Origin of the sequence: Brucella sp. IR068, from assembly GCF_049065885.1 — a bacterium.
Lineage (GTDB): Bacteria > Pseudomonadota > Alphaproteobacteria > Rhizobiales > Rhizobiaceae > Brucella > Brucella intermedia.
This window is the reverse complement of record NZ_JBAKHE010000020.1, coordinates 30,814-47,458: the sequence shown is the minus strand read 5'-3', so window position 1 is coordinate 47,458 and position 16,645 is coordinate 30,814. Positions and strand designations below refer to the sequence as shown.

Below are 16,645 nucleotides of genomic sequence, written 5' to 3'. Positions count from 1 at the left end.
GCAGAAGGATGCGATCATGAGCAATATCCCCATGAAGCGCATGGGCGTTGGGGGCGATATTGCTGCTGCCGTCGTCTATCTGGCAAGCGATGAGGCAGCTTATGTGACCGGCCAGACCCTGCACGTCAATGGTGGCATGGCCATGATCTAACCCTCCTTCTCCCCTCGATTATGGTATAAAATGCCTTAATACGGGGGGTGGAGAAGGAAAAGGCGCTTTGCCTTGCTCAAGAAGCATGGTAATGCGCCCATCGAGAATTGCGGCATTCTGAGTAGAAGCGCTGCGATCCTGTTCCGAAAGGAATATCCACAGGATGACTGTCCGGGCGGCTTCGCTCGAAACTTGGCAGACATCTTATAACTTGATTACAATCCTGCATGCCGCTAACCAAGGCAGAGCAACAAACACACAGGTCGAGGTTCCGACATGAGCGATACCGCAGAGCGCGTCAAGAAAATCGTTGTTGAACATCTGGGCGTAGATGCCGACAAGGTCACGGAAGGCGCAAGCTTCATCGATGACCTCGGCGCAGACAGCCTCGACACGGTCGAGCTGGTCATGGCTTTCGAAGAAGAATTCGGCGTTGAAATTCCTGACGACGCTGCCGAAACGATCCTCACGGTCGGCGACGCTGTGAAGTTCATCGACAAGGCTTCTGCCTAATCTGAACTTGAGCATTGGGCTGGGGTTCTCGCGAATCCCGGCCCTGCTTGTCTTTGGCTGTTTCTTTCGTATTCACGGTCGAAACGCACATGCACAAAGGTCCGTTCGAGGCCTGTTGTGAATCTGTCCGAACGCTGGTCGAGAACGCGTTCGATATGGCAGGCTCCGGTATTAACAATTGGAGCACCATCCCTTTCAGTCAGGCCCGGACATATGTTCTGCCGGTTAAAGCCTGCGGGGCGCGGTGCTTGTGACATAACAGAATTTTAAGGGGTGGATATGAGGCGTGTCGTCATCACCGGTCTTGGTCTGGTGTCGCCGCTTGCCAGCGGTGTCGAAGAGACCTGGAAGCGTCTTATTGCCGGTGAAAGCGGTGCTCGCCGCATCACGGAATTTGAAGTTGATGATCTGGCCTGCCAGATTGCCTGCCGCGTCCCGGTTGGCGATGGCACCAATGGCACCTTCAATGCCGACCTCCATATGGAGCCGAAGGAACAGCGCAAGGTCGATCCTTTCATCGTTTATGCCGTCGGCGCTGCCGATCAGGCGCTGGACGACGCCAACTGGCATCCAGAAAGCGACGAAGACCAGGTTCGCACCGGCGTTCTTATCGGTTCCGGCATCGGCGGCATCGAAGGCATCGTCGAAGCGGGCTATACGCTGCGCGACAAGGGTCCGCGACGCATCTCGCCATTCTTTATTCCCGGCCGTCTGATCAATCTGGCTTCCGGCCATGTTTCCATCAAGCACAAGCTGCGCGGCCCGAACCACGCGGTCGTCACCGCCTGCTCGACCGGCGCGCACGCCATTGGCGACGCTGCCCGCCTGATCGCTTTCGGCGATGCGGATGTGATGGTCGCTGGCGGTACGGAATCCCCGGTAAGCCGCATCTCGCTTGCAGGCTTCGCTGCCTGCAAGGCGCTCTCCACGAAGCGCAACGATGACCCGACCGCGGCATCGCGTCCTTATGATGAAGACCGCGACGGCTTTGTCATGGGTGAAGGTGCGGGCGTTGTGGTTCTTGAGGAGCTTGAACACGCTTTGGCGCGCGGCGCGAAGATCTATGCCGAAGTCATCGGTTATGGTCTTTCCGGCGATGCTTACCACATCACCGCTCCAAGCGAGAACGGCGAGGGTGCGCAGCGCTGCATGGAAATGGCCATCAAGCGCGCCGGAATCACGCCGGACCAGATCGACTACATCAATGCGCATGGCACTTCGACCATGGCCGATACCATCGAACTGGGCGCTGTCGAGCGCGTGGTTGGCGACGCCGCGTCGAAAGTTTCGATGTCTTCGACCAAGTCGTCCATCGGTCACCTGCTGGGTGCTGCTGGTGCTGCCGAGGCGATTTTCTCGACGCTTGCCATCCGCGATAACATCGCGCCTGCGACGCTCAATCTGGACAATCCTGCGGTCTCCACGAAGATCGATCTGGTTCCACACAAGGCCCGTGAACGCAAGATCGATGTGGCGCTGTCGAACTCCTTCGGGTTCGGCGGAACCAATGCTTCGCTGATCCTGCGCCGATATTCCTGATCGGTATTGCTGAAATAAATCTCGGAATCAAAAAACGCGGGGATTTCTCCGCGTTTTTGCCAAAATATAACCGGATGCGATGTTTAAAATTGTGAACACCGGTTAGTGTGGTCGCAACTCCGAAGAGTTTCATCCGCTCTGACGAAATTAAGTGCATAGCCGTTCTGGGCGGCATTCGACGGAAATGTCGGAAGCTGCGCCAAAATAGATAGACGGAGCTTTTCGTATAGTTTGGCTGAACTATTCAGGGCTCTGGACCGAGGTGATTGAGTGAATTCAGAGGCACCATCCGGAACACCGCCCGCGGACGAGCAGCCCACGGGCGCGACGCAGGAAACGAACGCGACTTCAAAGCCGTTCGTGCCGAAATCTGCGTCTGAAGCTCTGCGCCCCGAGCCGGGAACGCCGCCGCCGCGCAAGCGTTCACGCCATGCGCGCAGCCAGATCGTGGTGTTCATGAACTTCATGCTGTCGCTCGTCGTGCTCGTTCTGCTCGGCGCGTCCGCCTTGTTCTATTTCGGCAAGATGCAGTTCGATGCTCCGGGTCCGCTTGCTGCCGAGACCACATTTCTTGTCAAGCGCGGTGCCGGCATTGCCGAAGTCTCCAATAGTCTGGAAAACCGTGAAATCGTCAGCGATGCGCGCATCTTCCGCTATGGTATGCGCACGCTCGGACACGAAAATGATCTGAAGGCGGGCGAATACGCCATCCCTGCCGGGGCGACGATGCGCGATGTGATGAATATTCTCATCAGCGGCAAGTCCATCATGTATCCGCTGACCATCCCGGAAGGTCTGACGGTGAAGCAGATTTTCGACCGTATTTCGGTTGATCCGATTCTTGTCGGAGATATGCCGAAGGACATGCCACCGGAAGGCTCGCTCTTCACCGATACGCTGAATTTCACTCGCGGCACGACGCGTTCGGAAATCATCGACCGTATGATCGCCTCCCAGAAGAAGCTCGTGGACGAAGCCTGGGCAAAGCGTAATCCCGACCTGCCGGTCAAGGACAAGAACGAATTCGTGACGCTGGCTTCCATCGTGGAAAAGGAAACCGGGATCGCGTCCGAGCGCCCGCATGTGGCCTCGGTCTTCGTCAACCGCCTGAAGAAGGGCATGCGCATCCAGTCCGATCCGACCATCATCTATGGTCTGTTCGGTGGGGCCGGCAAGCCGTCTGATCGCCCGATCTTCAAGTCGGACATCGAAAAGCCGACGCCTTACAACACCTATGTGATCAACGGTCTGCCGCCGACGCCCATTGCCAATCCGGGCAAGGCGGCACTGGAAGCTGTTGCCAACCCGCTGGATACGGAAGACCTCTATTTCGTCGCCGACGGAACGGGTGGCCACGTGTTCTCAAAGACGTTGCAGGAGCACAACGCCAATGTTCGCAAGTGGCGCTCCGTGGAACAGCAGAGGAATAGCGGCAACGTTCCAGATCAGAGCGCGGGACAATAGAGCGGCCTCTGGTGAGTTTGTTTTAACCGAAGCCGGCGGCAGATGCCGGCTTCGGTTCGGTTTTTGAGTAAGTCCGCACCTCTGCGGACATGAGTTGAGGGGATGGAACGCATGGCGCTCCAAAGCATGACCGGATTTGCACGCCACGCCGTGCAGCACACCGTGGACGGCGGAGACGTGCGCATTGTCTGGGAGGTGCGTTCCGTCAACGGCAAGGGGCTCGACCTCCGGCTGCGTCTGCCGCAAGGTCTGGAAGCGGCGGAACACCCAGTCCGCTCGATGCTGGCACGCCATTTTTCACGCGGGAATTTTCAGGCAAGCCTCAGCGTAGAACGCAGTGAGGCTCAGGCCGGTTTCACCATCAACCAGGCGATGCTCGCCGAGGTCCTCAAGCTTGGTGCGGATTTGCAGGCCAGGCACGGTCTCGCGCCTGCGAGTGTTGATGGCATTCTTTCGCTGCGTGGCATCATCGATCAGGTACAGGTGGCTGACAACGAAGATGAACGCGGCGTGCTGGAAGCGGCCATCGTCTCGAGCTTTGAAGAGGCGCTCAAGGCAATTGCCGATGCTCGCAAACAGGAAGGCAAGGCTCTTTTCACCATTCTGTCCGCGCATGTCGATACTATCGAACGACTGACCGAGAGTGCCCGCCGTGACCCCTCGCGCAGTACCGATGCGATCAAGGCCCGTCTTGCGGGGCAGGTGGCCCTGCTGCTGGATGCCGCGCGTGAACTCGATGAAGCGCGGCTCTATCAGGAAGCGGCGTTTCTGGCGACCAAGGCCGATATTCAGGAAGAACTTGACCGGCTGGAAACGCATGTGGCGTCCGCCCGCAAACTTCTTGCTGACGGCGGCCCCATCGGGCGCAAGCTCGATTTTCTTTCACAGGAATTTAATCGTGAAGCAAATACACTGTGTTCCAAATCGAACGCGGCGTCGATCACAGCCATCGGTCTGGAACTGAAGGCGGTCGTGGATCAGTTTCGCGAACAAGTACAAAATCTGGAGTAACAGGTATCATGGCCATCTCTTCGGTTGAAAATGGCGTCGCACGCAGAGGCTTGATGGTGGTGATCTCATCGCCCTCCGGGGCGGGAAAGTCGACCATCGCCCGGCTTTTGCTGGAAGACAAGAAGATGAACCTCTCCTTGTCGATCAGTGTGACGACGCGCCAGCGCCGCCCGAGCGAGATCGAGGGGGTCCACTACCATTTCAAGACCATACGCGAATTCGAGCGTCTGCGGGACAATGACGAACTGATCGAATGGGCCGAAGTTCACGGCAATTTCTACGGCACGCTCCGTGAAACTGCCGAGATTGCGCTGGCCGACGGTCAGGACATGCTCTTCGACATCGATTGGCAGGGCGCAGACCAGTTGCAGGCAAAGATGCCTGCCGATGTGGTCTCTATCTTCATCCTGCCGCCGACCATGCGCGAACTGCAGCAGCGCCTGAACCGCCGCGCCGAAGACACGGCGGATGTCATCGAGACACGCTTGCAGAATGCCCGCTTCGAAATCCAGAAATGGGTGAAGTACGATTACATCGTCATCAATGAAGACCTCGACCGCTCCTTCGCCGCGATCAAATCTATTATCGAGGCCGAACGTCTTCGCCGCGATCGCCGTCCGGGCCTGTTCGATTTCGTAACCGGTTTGCTGGAAGAAGAGCCGGGCGTCTAAGACGAGAACCGGCTTTTACGAAAGCCTGATGGTTATTCTGTCGGTTTCGTTTGCGAGGCGGATGAACGCTTCGAGAAACGGTTGACCGCCGCGTGTTTTCAACTTGGCGAGCGCATCGACATTCTGGAAAACGAGTTCGCACTCTCCCGGCCAGCCGGGACCTTGCCATTGCACTGCGTCGCAGAACGAGTCCAGTGTGTAGCCGAAGGCTTCAGGATTTTCCGCAGGAACGGCGGAAAGATAACGTCGCCAGAGTTCGTCAGCGCTCTCTATTCCTGTGCAATCAATTATGTAGACGGGCAGCATATCAGCCTAGCAGGATCAATAGGCCATCCACCATGCCAAGGACGAGGATGAGCGCTCCCATGGCGATGGCTGTCACGACCAGGACCCGTCTCTGCCGGTCACGCTTCTCCGTTCGCCTGCCCGTCCAGTCGTAGGGCGATTGAGGCATTTCTCTCTCCAGATCGGCGCGGCATTGAAAGTCGCCATGCAGCCGTATCCGTAACCTGCACTTTACCGCTCTTATCCGCAAGCAAGATGAAGCTAATAAATATCTGCGCTCGCATGGCGTGAGGGCATGGCTATACAGCCGTGCCGCCCACCGTTACCTGATCCATGCGCAAATGCGGCTGGCCGACGCCGACGGGAACCCACTGGCCTCCTTTTCCGCAATTGCCGCTGCCAGTATCGAGTTTCATATCGTTGCCGATCATCGAAATACGCTGCATCGCATCCGGGCCGTTGCCGATCAGCATCGCACCCTTGATCGGCGCGCCGACCTTGCCGTCCTCAATCATGTAGGCTTCCGTGCAGCCGAACACGAATTTGCCGGATGTGATATCCACCTGGCCGCCACCGAAGGAAACGGCGTAGATGCCTTTCTTCATGGAGGCGATGATCTCCTCAGGCGACTTGTCGCCTGAAAGCATGTAGGTGTTGGTCATGCGTGGCATGGGTGCATGAGCATAGGATTCTCGGCGCCCATTGCCGGTTGCTTCCATGCCCATCAGGCGCGCATTCTGGCGGTCCTGCATGTAGTTGACGAGTTTGCCGTCCTCGATCAGCACGGTGCGATTGGTCGGCGTGCCTTCATCGTCGATGGTGAGAGAGCCGCGACGCTCGACGATCGTGCCGTCGTCGACCACCGTCACGCCTTTCGATGCAACCTGCTGGCCGAGGAGACCGGCAAAAGCGGAGGTCTTCTTGCGATTGAAGTCGCCTTCCAGCCCATGGCCAACCGCTTCATGCAGCATCACGCCCGGCCACCCGTTTGCCAGAACGATGTCGAATGTGCCTGCGGGGGCGGGGATGGCCTCCAGATTGACGAGCGCCTGCCGAAATGCCTCATCGGCGGCATGCTGCCAGCTTTCAGTCGTGACGAATTCGCCAAATCCCTTGCGTCCGCCAACCGTATGAGAACCTGATTCCTGGCGGTCGCCATTGCCTGCCACCACCGAGACGCTCAACCGGACCATGGGCCTTATATCGCGCACGAAGTGACCGTCGGCACGCAATATTTCGACCTGCTGCCACGATCCTGCAAGCGAAACGGAAACCTGTCTCACCTTCGGGTCCTTGGCGCGCAGATAGGCGTCGATCTGCTGCAACAGTTGCACCTTGGCGTCAAAGGTCGGGGAACCGATGGGATTTTCGTCCGTGTAAAGATGACGGTTGGTGCCAGCAGGCGCCGCCGAATAACTCCCGCCGTAGCCCTTGAGGGTTGCGGAAACTGCATCGGAAGCGCGTCGCAAGGCGGCGATAGACAGATCACCCGCATGGGCATAGCCGATGGCTTCACCAGCGACCGATCGCAACCCGAATCCCTGATCCTGATTGAAGGAGCCGGTCTTGAGGCGGCCATTGTCGAAAACGAGAGCCTCCGCCTCGCGATATTCCACGAAGAGTTCGCCATCGTCGCTGCCTTTCAGGCTTTGGGCGACAAGGCGCTCGATATCATCGCGGCTGGCGTCGAAACTGTCGATCAGGCTTTTCATAAAAATAAATCCTGCAGCATGTGTTTGCTGCAGGATGTAAGCCTTAAATCGGTTGAGAACAACCGGTCATCGCAGTTGTGATCAGGGCAGGGCGTCGAAGCCTTCGCCGAAGCCCTTCAGATCGACGGGAATGCCAACCCCTTCTTCCGGTGTCTGGAACACGATGAAGGTCGCAGCCTTGCCGGAGCGCAACGTCTTGAGAAGATCATCCTCAAGGATCACCTCGGCGTAGCAGCCGTCTTCGAAGCAGCGGACGAAATAGGCGCGACCGATGTCCTTGCCGTCGACATTGAGGCCAAGGCCATTGGGAAGCAGGACACCAAGCGGCGCCAGAACACGAAGAATGCGGGCCTTGTTGTCAGCCGTCTTGAGAACGACAACCGAAAGGCCGAGTTCCGGACGCTTTGCAGCGACCACGTTCTGGATCAGCGCACACTGTTCCGTCTTTGCGCCAGCGGGCGTGTCACAGAGAACGGACCATGCGCCGTGCTGCGACTTGAGCTTGCCGCTCTGCTGCGGGCTGGACGGAGCCGCCTGCGACTGCGCAGCCGGTGCCTCCTGTGGGGTTTGTAACTGCGCCGGTGCCTGCTGGGCAAGCGAAGGAAGCGTAGCAATGGCAAGCGCCATGCTGGCGCCCGTTGCTAGTGTTGCGAGGCGCTGGCTGATCGTGCGGCGGGCAAGCATGCGAAAAGTCATGAAATCTCCAGATCGAATCACCGGGACGTTAACGCGCTGCATTGGCCATGAAAAGCGCCGCGACCGGCGTTTCTCTGTCCTGGCCATCATAGCAACGGTGATACCGTCTGTTGCATCGATTGTCACGCGGCACGTTAAAGGAAGCGTCTTGTCAAATCATGGCTTCATTAAGGGTTTCGTGCGGTTTTCCAAAGTTTTCGTGGTGGGCTGGAATAACTCCGCCAGGCCGAATAATCCGGGACATTCGCAATTCTTCGCGCGGCTGCGCGCAAAAATGCCGCACAGGAACATATTCGCCTTCCTTGCGGTGTGCGCTAAGGTGTGGTTTGAACGCCGACGGGGGATGCGGCCGTCTTTAGCGTCCGGCGTCCAGCTCGAAAGGGCGAAAAGGGAGAGAGTTCTGGTGGATAAGATTGTTGCCACAACGAAGGGCGCCTTCGGCGGCGCTCTTGCAGTGCTGTGGACGACTGGTGCCGCTTTTGCGGATCAGCCCCGTCCCTGGGAATGGAGATTTCAGGACGCAGCGACTGGGATTGCCGAACAGATTCATTGGTTTGAGCGTTATACGCTCTGGTTCATTATTCCGATTACCCTGCTGGTTCTGTTTTTGCTGGTTTGGGTCGTGCTTCGCTTTCGCGCAAGCGCAAACCCCGAGCCGTCCAAAACCAGCCATAATACCGCTATTGAAGTGATCTGGACCATCGGGCCCGTGATCATTCTTCTGTTCCTGGCGGTCCCGTCTTTCCAGCTTCTGACGGCGCAATATTCGCCGGAAGATCCGACGCTGACGGTGAAGGCCACAGGATACCAGTGGTACTGGGGTTACGAGTATCAGGTCGATAATCCGGTGAGCTTTGATTCCCTCCTTCTGAAGGATGGTGATCGCGCCGCTGCCGGCAAGGAAGACAAGTCCCGCTATCCGCGTCTCCTGGCCGTCGACAACGAAGTCGTGGTTCCGGTTGGCGAAACGGTTCGTCTTCTCGTAACTGCTGCCGACGTCATCCATTCTTGGACGATCCCGGCCTTCGGCGTGAAGATGGACGCTGTCCCGGGCCGTATCAACGAAGCCTGGTTCAAGGCGGACAGGGAAGGCCTTTACTACGGTCAGTGCTCGGAGCTTTGCGGCAAGGATCACGGCTTCATGCCAATCGCCGTGCGCGTTGTCTCCAAGGAGCAGTATCAGACCTGGATCGCCGCTGCGGGATCGGATCTGAATGGCGCCAACAAGGCGCTTCAGGCCGCTGTCGAAGGTGGCGCAAACGATAAGGTGGCTGCGGCGGGTCTCTGATCCCGAACGCCAAGACTGTTGAAAAACGGGAGCGAATTCCATGGCTGGCACAGCAGCTCACGAGCATGGTGCCCACGACGACCACAAGCCTCACGGCTGGGTTCGTTGGGTATACTCGACCAATCATAAAGACATCGGTACCCTGTACCTGATTTTTGCAATCATCGCCGGTATCATCGGCGGCGCGCTGTCCATCGCGATGCGCGCCGAACTCCAGGAGCCGGGCATCCAGATCTTCCACGGTCTGGCACAGATGGTTTACGGTGTTGAGGGCGATGCGGCTCTCGATGCCGGCAAGCATATGTTCAACGTGTTCACCTCGGCACATGCCCTGGTCATGATTTTCTTCATGGTCATGCCTGCGCTGATCGGCGGTTTCGCCAACTGGATGGTGCCGCTGATGATCGGCGCGCCGGACATGGCTTTCCCGCGCATGAACAACATTTCGTTCTGGCTGCTGCCGCCTGCGCTGCTGCTGCTGCTCATCTCGCTGTTCATGCCGGGTCCGGCAGGCGGCTGGGGGCCTGGCGGCGGCTGGACGCTGTATCCGCCTCTGTCGACTTCGGGTCAGCCCGGACCGGCCGTGGACTTCGCCATCCTGGCAATCCACATCTCTGGCGCATCGTCGATCCTCGGAGCGATCAACTTCATCACCACGATCCTCAACATGCGCGCGCCGGGCATGACGCTGCACAAGATGCCGCTCTTTGCCTGGGCAGTGCTGGTGACGGCGTTCCTGCTTCTGCTTTCGCTGCCGGTTCTGGCAGGCGGCATCACCATGCTGCTGACCGACCGCAACTTCGGAACGACCTTCTTTACGCCGGATGGTGGCGGTGATCCGATCCTCTACCAGCACCTGTTCTGGTTCTTCGGGCATCCGGAAGTGTACATTCTGATCCTGCCGGGCTTCGGCATCGTCAGCCACATCGTGTCGACCTTCTCGCGCAAGCCGATCTTCGGTTACCTCGGCATGGCCTATGCCATGGTCGCCATCGGTGTCGTCGGTTTCGTCGTCTGGGCGCACCACATGTATACGGTCGGCCTTTCGCTCGACACGCAGCGTTACTTCGTGTTCGCCACGATGGTCATCGCGGTTCCGACAGGTATCAAGATCTTCTCCTGGATCGCGACGATGTGGGGTGGCTCGATCACCTTCCGGGCACCGATGCTGTGGGCGATCGGCTTCATCTTCCTGTTCACGGTCGGTGGTGTGACGGGCGTTCAGCTCGCCAATGCCGGTCTCGACCGCGCGCTGCATGACACCTACTACGTCGTGGCCCACTTCCATTACGTGCTGTCGCTGGGTGCGGTGTTTGCGATCTTCGCGGGCTGGTACTACTGGTTCCCGAAGATGAGCGGCTACATGTACAATGAGTTCACGGCGAAGCTGCATTTCTGGGTCACCTTCGTTGGTGTGAACCTGGTCTTCTTCCCGCAGCACTTCCTAGGTCTTGCTGGCATGCCGCGCCGTTACATCGACTATCCGGATGCCTATGCAGGCTGGAACATGGTGTCCTCCTACGGCTCCTATATTTCAGGCTTCGCCGTCCTGATCTTCCTCTACAATGTCTTCGAGGCATTCGCGAAGAAGCGTGAAGCCGGCGCAAACCCATGGGGCGAGGGCGCAACCACGCTGGAATGGCAGCTGTCGTCGCCGCCTCCGTTCCACCAGTGGGAACAGCTGCCGCGCATCAAGTAATCGTGCGATGGGGCGGAGTCGGGAAAAGACTTCGCCCTTCTTTACAAAATGTGCTATGGGCGGGCGGCATTCTGTTCCGCCCGTCGCCGGTAGCCGAAAAAATCGGCCATCAAACAGGGCATTTCCGGCGGGAATAGAATGGTTTCCGGGAGGACATTGTTATGATGGTGCGGTCTGCGCTGTAGGGGCGCGGGTTCGGACCGGTGAACTCGAGGTTATTGAAGTTAAGATGTCTCTGGTGGAAAAAAACGCAGGTACCGATGACGCACTCGCTCTCTCAGAGGCGACCGCGCGCGATTACCTTGTTCTTTTGAAGCCCCGCGTGATGTCCCTCGTGGTCTTCACCGGGCTGGTCGGTCTTGTGGTCGCGCCGGGACATATGAATCCTGTCCTTGCTGCCATCAGTATCTTGTGCATCGCGGTCGGCGCCGGTGCATCCGGTGCGCTGAACATGTGGTACGACGCCGATATCGATGCGGTGATGAAGCGTACGCGTAACCGCCCCATTCCTGCAGGCGTTATAGCACCCAATCAGGTTCTGGCGTTCGGGCTGACGCTTTCCGCATTCTCCGTCATCACGCTCGGCCTCATGGTCAACTGGCTGGCGGGCGCATTGCTGGCGTTCACGATCTTCTTCTATGCCGTCATCTATACGATGTGGTTGAAGCGCTCGACGCCGCAGAACATCGTTATCGGCGGTGCCGCTGGCGCATTTCCTCCGATGATCGGCTGGGCCGCTGCGACCGGCGAAATCACCTGGGACAGCGTAGTCCTGTTCATGATTATCTTCCTGTGGACGCCGCCGCATTTCTGGGCGCTGTCCCTGTTCTCGGCCAATGATTATGAAGCGGCGCGTATTCCGATGATGCCGAACGTAAAGGGCGAGCTTTCAACCCGTCGCCAGGCGCTGTTTTATTCCATCATTATGGCTCCGGTCGGCGTCCTCCCGTGGGTGCTCGGCTTTGCAGGGCCTGTCTATGGCGCGGTTTCCACGCTGCTCGGACTGGCTTTCCTTTATTATGCATGGCGCCTGTGGGCTGCCGGATCGCAGCCTGCAATGCTGGCGGCCGCCCGCAAGCTGTTTCGCTTCTCGCTGCTTTACCTGTCGGGACTGTTTGCGGTGCTGCTTGTTGAAACACTTGCCGTCAAGGCACTGGCTGCTTTTGGAGTGCTCTAATGGATAAGGCCGTACAGAAGCCGTTGGACAGCGAATTGGAACTGATCGTTCCAACGGAACAGCAGAAGAAAGCCCAGCGCAATCGCTCTTGGGGCTTGGCAATCGCTCTGGCGCTGTTCGTGCTGCTTGTCTATGTCGGCACGATTGCGAAACTGGGAGCCAATATTCTGGTACGGCCTCTCTGACAGGCTGTTCCGGGAGGAAAATTGGAGGGGAATATGCCTGATCTGCACGAGAAGGATCAAAAGTTGAGGAAGCAACAGCGTTCCAACGCGACGATTGCTTTTGCTTGCCTGTCTTTCTTTGTCTGCATGATTGGTGCAGCCTATGCCTCCGTGCCGCTGTACCGCATTTTCTGTCAGGTGACAGGCTATGGCGGCACGACACAGCGCGTGGAGCAATATTCCGATACCATTCTCGACAAGACGATCAAGGTGCGTTTCGACGCGAACACAGCCAATGGGCTGCCATGGGATTTCAAGCCCGTGCAGCGCGAGGTCACGGTTCGCATCGGCGAAACGACGATGATCAAGTATGAAGCGCGCAACCTGTTCGATGAGCCGACTTATGGCCGCGCGAGCTTCAACGTCGCGCCGGGTCGGGCGGGAGCCTATTTCAACAAGGTCGAATGCTTCTGTTTCACGGACACGACCCTGAAGCCGGGCGAAGACATGGAAATGCCGGTTGTGTTCTTTGTCGATCCGGAGATCGTCAACGATCCCGATCTGAAGGACGTGAAGACGATCACGCTATCCTATACATTCTTTCCGATCGAAAAGCCGAAGCCGGTGGCAAATGCGAAGGCCGAAACTTCAAGCAATGGAAGCTGACGCTGGTGCGCATTCCGAAAATTGCGAAACGGTTTTCGGACAAGATGGGAAGAACTGAAAATATTGAGCGTTTCGAATGAATAATGAAACGCTCATGCGGCGCATAATGCCGCAAAGACAAAAGAATGAAGCGGTTTTATTCTGATACGAGATACCGCTTGTCACAGACAGACTTGCTTGGAACCCCTTCCGGGGTTTAAGCATGAAGGTACGAGAGAGGAGCCCCTAAGGGGATTTACGGGGAGAGACATGGCTGACGTCCATCAGAAAAATCACGACTATCATATTATCGCGCCCAGCCCTTGGCCGTTCCTGAGCTCCGTGGGTGCATTCGTGCTTGCCGTAGGCGGTATTGCCTGGATGCGTTACATCAATGCCGGTGAGTTGCCGTTCTTTGGCCTCAACGTGGTGACGCCATGGATTTTCTTCATCGGCCTCGCGATTGTGCTCTACTGCATGTACGGCTGGTGGTCGGATACGATCAAGGAAGGACATGAGGGGCACCATACCCGTGTCGTATCGCTGCATCTGCGCTACGGCATGATCATGTTCATCGCTTCGGAAGTCATGTTTTTCGTTGCCTGGTTCTGGGCGTTCTTCGATGCGAGCCTGTTTCCGAACGAAGCACATCAGGTTGCACGCGCCACCTTCACCGGCGGTGTCTGGCCTCCGAAGGGCATCGAGGTTCTCGATCCCCTGCATCTGCCGCTTTACAACACCGTTATCCTGCTGCTCTCGGGCACGACGCTGACATGGGCACACCATGCTCTGCTGCACAATGACCGCAAGGGCATGATCACCGGTCTGGCGATCACGGTTGCTCTCGGTGTCCTGTTCTCCTTCGTGCAGGCCTATGAGTACATTCACGCTCCGTTTGCGTTCAAGGACTCGATCTACGGCGCGACCTTCTTCATGGCGACGGGTTTCCACGGTTTTCACGTTCTCATCGGCACGATCTTCCTTTTGGTCTGCCTTGTGCGTGCCATTGGGGGTGACTTCACGCCGAAGCAGCATTTCGGTTTCGAAGCCGCTGCCTGGTACTGGCACTTCGTTGACGTGGTCTGGCTGTTCCTGTTCTTTGCCATCTACGTATGGGGTGGCTGGGGCGCGCCCATGCACGGCGGCTAATCCGTAGGATCAGCAGTTTTGGAGGCGGCCTTGGCAACATGGCCGCCTTTTGTTTATTGAATGATGCAAGGGGAAATCGGATGCCGGACCAGAATACCTATCCCACGGTCGATCCCATCAAGAGCGGCGTCGCTGGCCGCTGCCCGCGTTGCGGCGAGGGGAAGCTGTTCGATGGTTTCCTGAAAGTCGCTCCGCGCTGCTCGGCTTGCGGGTTGGACTATTCTTTTGCCGATTCCGGCGACGGCCCAGCGGCGTTCGTCATCCTCATCATCGGTTTCATCGTTGTCGGTCTTGCACTGTGGATGGAAGTCAACTTTGGACCGCCGCTCTGGGTGCATTTCATCCTGTGGGTGCCGCTTGCGATCATTCTCAGCCTCGTGGCCATGCGGTGGGCAAAGGGCATTCTCATCAATATGCAGTATCGCAACAAAGCAGCTCCCGGCCGCATAGACGGTCGACAGGATGACGGCAAATGACCAAAATACAGCAGTCACGCCGCTTTCCCTGGGGTATTGTGATCGCATCCGCCATAGCGCTCGTCATTCTGCTGGTGCTCGGCACGTGGCAGGTTGAGCGTTTGCAGTGGAAGGAAGCGCTGATTGCATCGACGGAGCAGCGCATTCACGAGCCACCACTGCCCTTGTCGGAGATGGAAAAGGTCTACAAGCAGGAAGGTTCTGTCGAATATCGCCCGGTAACGGTCTCCGGCACTTTCATGCATCAGGGCGAGCGGCATTTTCTGGCCACCCATGAGGGGGGCGCAGGCTATAATGTCTATACGCCGCTGATGCTGGAAGACGGACGTTTCGTGCTGGTTAATCGCGGCTTCGTTCCATATGAGAAGAAAGACCCTTCAACGCGCATTGAAGGACAGATTGACGGCCCGGTGAATGTTACCGGGCTGGCGCGCGATCCCTTGTCGGCGAAGCCGGGCTTCTTTCTCCCCGATAATGATTCGTCCAAGAATATTTTCTACTGGAAGGATTGGACGGCCATGGCGGAAAGTGCCGACCTGCCAAATCTGGATGAGGTCGTGCCCTTCTTTATCGACGCCGACAGCAAGCCCAATCCGGGGGGATTGCCAGTCGGCGGTGTGACGATCATCGATTTTCCCAACAACCATCTGCAATATGCCGCGACATGGTACGGTCTTGCTCTGGCCTTGATAGGGGTTGTCGGGACGTGGCTGTGGCGTTATCGAAAGGCCAGTAGGGGTTGACAATGGGCGCGTTGCGGCCCAACTCCGTGAAGGTCCGTTGATATCGGTTTCTGACGGCCTGCAAATGGCGCGGTTTTCGCTTCCGGTGCTCAGGTACCTTCAGGTACATTCCGCTCCGGTTCTCAAACCACATCATTTTCGGCTCTTCATAGACCGAATCTCAACAGACCTTAGATGTTAAGCCACGCCGAACTAGCGAGCATACTTCATGACCGATCAACGACCACCACTGGAAATCCGCCTTTGCGGCCCCCGCGGCTTTTGCGCCGGGGTTGACCGGGCAATCCAGATCGTCGTGCTGGCGCTGAAGAAATATGGTGCACCGGTCTATGTTCGCCATGAAATCGTACATAACCGCTATGTGGTCGAGGGCTTGCAGTCTCGCGGCGCGATTTTTGTCGAAGAACTGGACGAAATTCCCACAGAACACCGCGACCAGCCGGTGGTCTTTTCCGCCCATGGCGTGCCGAAGTCCGTGCCAGCGGATGCAGAAGCAAAGAACCTCTTTTATCTCGATGCAACCTGCCCCCTGGTTTCCAAAGTGCACAAGCAGGCCATGCGCCATCAACGCCTTGGCCGCCATGTGATCCTGATTGGTCACTCCGGCCATCCGGAAGTGATCGGAACCATGGGGCAATTGCCCGATGGCGCGGTAACGCTGATCGAAACGGTGGAGGATGCGCGCAACTGCCATTTCGATGACGAGAACAATCTCGGATTCGTGACCCAGACGACGCTTTCAGTCGACGACACGGCAGGCATTATCGAAGAATTGCAGGCGCGTTTTCCAAACCTTTCGGCTCCGGCAGCCGAATCGATCTGTTATGCCACGACCAACCGGCAGGATGCGGTGCGATCCGCCGCGCCGGGCTGCGATCTGTTTCTAATCGTCGGGGCACCGAACTCTTCCAATTCCAAGCGTCTTGTCGAAGTGGCGGAGAAGGCCGGCGCGCGCATGTCGATGCTGGTTCAGCGTGCGGCCGATATCGAATGGGACCGCATCGGCGATATATCGGTCGTGGGCCTTTCGGCAGGAGCTTCAGCGCCTGAAATCATCGTCGATGAGATCATCGATGCCTTCAAGGCCCGCTTCAATGTGAAGATCGAACTGGCCGAAACCACGGTTGAAACCGAGAACTTCCTTGTGAATCGCGAGATTCGCGATGTGGAACTGACGGTGCAGGACATGGCATTCGTCAACGGAGAACACCGGGTGGTAGGCATTCCAAAATTAATGCCCAAGATCATACAAGGGAAATAAG

General features: G+C 57.6%; 19 protein-coding genes. 15 read left to right on the top strand and 4 right to left on the bottom strand.

Annotated features, from left to right (window positions below; genetic code table 11):
- The 6 genes from ACOWVS_RS21630 to gmk all read left to right on the top strand — a co-directional run.
- A partial coding sequence (locus ACOWVS_RS21630; protein ID WP_420973089.1) for an SDR family oxidoreductase occupies positions 1–151 on the top strand: 151 nt, incomplete at its 5' end.
- Positions 152–427: 276 nt separating this feature from the next.
- The gene (locus ACOWVS_RS21625; protein ID WP_002963616.1) at positions 428–664 is read left to right on the top strand and encodes an acyl carrier protein; all 237 of its coding nucleotides are present in this window, start codon (positions 428–430) and stop codon (positions 662–664) included.
- A gap of 279 nt (positions 665–943) precedes the next feature.
- Positions 944–2,203, top strand: coding sequence for a beta-ketoacyl-ACP synthase II (gene fabF, locus ACOWVS_RS21620; protein ID WP_025091922.1), 1,260 nt, complete (start codon positions 944–946; stop codon positions 2,201–2,203).
- 270 nt (positions 2,204–2,473) lie between these two features.
- Positions 2,474–3,667: an endolytic transglycosylase MltG gene (gene mltG / locus ACOWVS_RS21615; protein ID WP_006466224.1), complete on the top strand. Its 1,194-nt coding sequence runs from the start codon at positions 2,474–2,476 to the stop codon at positions 3,665–3,667.
- 111 nt (positions 3,668–3,778) lie between these two features.
- Positions 3,779–4,678: a YicC/YloC family endoribonuclease gene (locus ACOWVS_RS21610; protein ID WP_006470680.1), complete on the top strand. Its 900-nt coding sequence runs from the start codon at positions 3,779–3,781 to the stop codon at positions 4,676–4,678.
- A gap of 8 nt (positions 4,679–4,686) precedes the next feature.
- Positions 4,687–5,349 (top strand): guanylate kinase, encoded by a 663-nt coding sequence (gene gmk, locus ACOWVS_RS21605; RefSeq protein ID WP_006466226.1) that lies wholly within the window; start codon positions 4,687–4,689, stop codon positions 5,347–5,349.
- Positions 5,350–5,364: 15 nt separating this feature from the next.
- Here gmk and ACOWVS_RS21600 read toward each other — a convergent pair whose 3' ends face one another.
- From ACOWVS_RS21600 to ACOWVS_RS21585, 4 genes are all read right to left on the bottom strand, one after another.
- A complete protein-coding gene (locus ACOWVS_RS21600; RefSeq protein WP_006466227.1) occupies positions 5,365–5,655 on the bottom strand; it encodes a hypothetical protein in 291 nt (96 codons plus the stop codon).
- A 1-nt stretch (position 5,656) separates the two neighbouring features.
- Positions 5,657–5,803, bottom strand: coding sequence for an MFS transporter (locus ACOWVS_RS21595; RefSeq protein WP_139309320.1), 147 nt, complete (start codon positions 5,801–5,803; stop codon positions 5,657–5,659).
- Between the two features lie 130 nt (positions 5,804–5,933).
- A complete protein-coding gene (gene tldD, locus ACOWVS_RS21590; RefSeq protein ID WP_075042456.1) occupies positions 5,934–7,346 on the bottom strand; it encodes a metalloprotease TldD in 1,413 nt (470 codons plus the stop codon).
- A gap of 81 nt (positions 7,347–7,427) precedes the next feature.
- Positions 7,428–8,042, bottom strand: a complete 615-nt coding sequence (locus ACOWVS_RS21585) for an invasion associated locus B family protein (protein ID WP_006470683.1) — start codon at positions 8,040–8,042, stop codon at positions 7,428–7,430.
- A 403-nt stretch (positions 8,043–8,445) separates the two neighbouring features.
- Here ACOWVS_RS21585 and coxB point away from each other — a divergent pair, with 403 nt between their 5' ends.
- From coxB to ispH, 9 genes are all read left to right on the top strand, one after another.
- Entirely contained in the window at positions 8,446–9,330 is an 885-nt protein-coding gene (gene coxB, locus ACOWVS_RS21580) for a cytochrome c oxidase subunit II (RefSeq protein WP_025091927.1), read from the top strand.
- A gap of 40 nt (positions 9,331–9,370) precedes the next feature.
- Positions 9,371–11,029 carry a cytochrome c oxidase subunit I gene (gene ctaD / locus ACOWVS_RS21575; RefSeq protein ID WP_006466231.1) on the top strand — a complete coding sequence of 553 codons (1,659 nt, stop codon included), beginning with the start codon at positions 9,371–9,373 and terminating at the stop codon, positions 11,027–11,029.
- Positions 11,030–11,258: 229 nt separating this feature from the next.
- Entirely contained in the window at positions 11,259–12,206 is a 948-nt protein-coding gene (locus ACOWVS_RS21570) for a heme o synthase (RefSeq protein WP_075042457.1), read from the top strand.
- Positions 12,206–12,391 (top strand): hypothetical protein, encoded by a 186-nt coding sequence (locus ACOWVS_RS21565; RefSeq protein ID WP_025091929.1) that lies wholly within the window; start codon positions 12,206–12,208, stop codon positions 12,389–12,391. The genes ACOWVS_RS21570 and ACOWVS_RS21565 overlap by 1 nt, the downstream gene beginning before the upstream one ends.
- Positions 12,392–12,424: 33 nt before the next feature.
- Complete coding sequence (locus ACOWVS_RS21560) at positions 12,425–13,036, top strand: cytochrome c oxidase assembly protein (protein WP_021586113.1); 612 nt, start codon at positions 12,425–12,427, stop codon at positions 13,034–13,036.
- Between the two features lie 249 nt (positions 13,037–13,285).
- Positions 13,286–14,164: a cytochrome c oxidase subunit 3 gene (locus ACOWVS_RS21555; protein WP_006470687.1), complete on the top strand. Its 879-nt coding sequence runs from the start codon at positions 13,286–13,288 to the stop codon at positions 14,162–14,164.
- 80 nt (positions 14,165–14,244) lie between these two features.
- Positions 14,245–14,640 (top strand): DUF983 domain-containing protein, encoded by a 396-nt coding sequence (locus tag ACOWVS_RS21550; RefSeq protein WP_075042458.1) that lies wholly within the window; start codon positions 14,245–14,247, stop codon positions 14,638–14,640.
- Positions 14,637–15,383 (top strand): SURF1 family protein, encoded by a 747-nt coding sequence (locus ACOWVS_RS21545; protein ID WP_075042459.1) that lies wholly within the window; start codon positions 14,637–14,639, stop codon positions 15,381–15,383. Before ACOWVS_RS21550 ends, ACOWVS_RS21545 begins: the two co-directional genes overlap by 4 nt.
- 208 nt (positions 15,384–15,591) lie before the next feature.
- The gene (ispH, locus tag ACOWVS_RS21540) at positions 15,592–16,644 is read left to right on the top strand and encodes a 4-hydroxy-3-methylbut-2-enyl diphosphate reductase (RefSeq protein WP_075042460.1); all 1,053 of its coding nucleotides are present in this window, start codon (positions 15,592–15,594) and stop codon (positions 16,642–16,644) included.
- The last annotated feature ends 1 nt before the right edge of the window (position 16,645 follow it).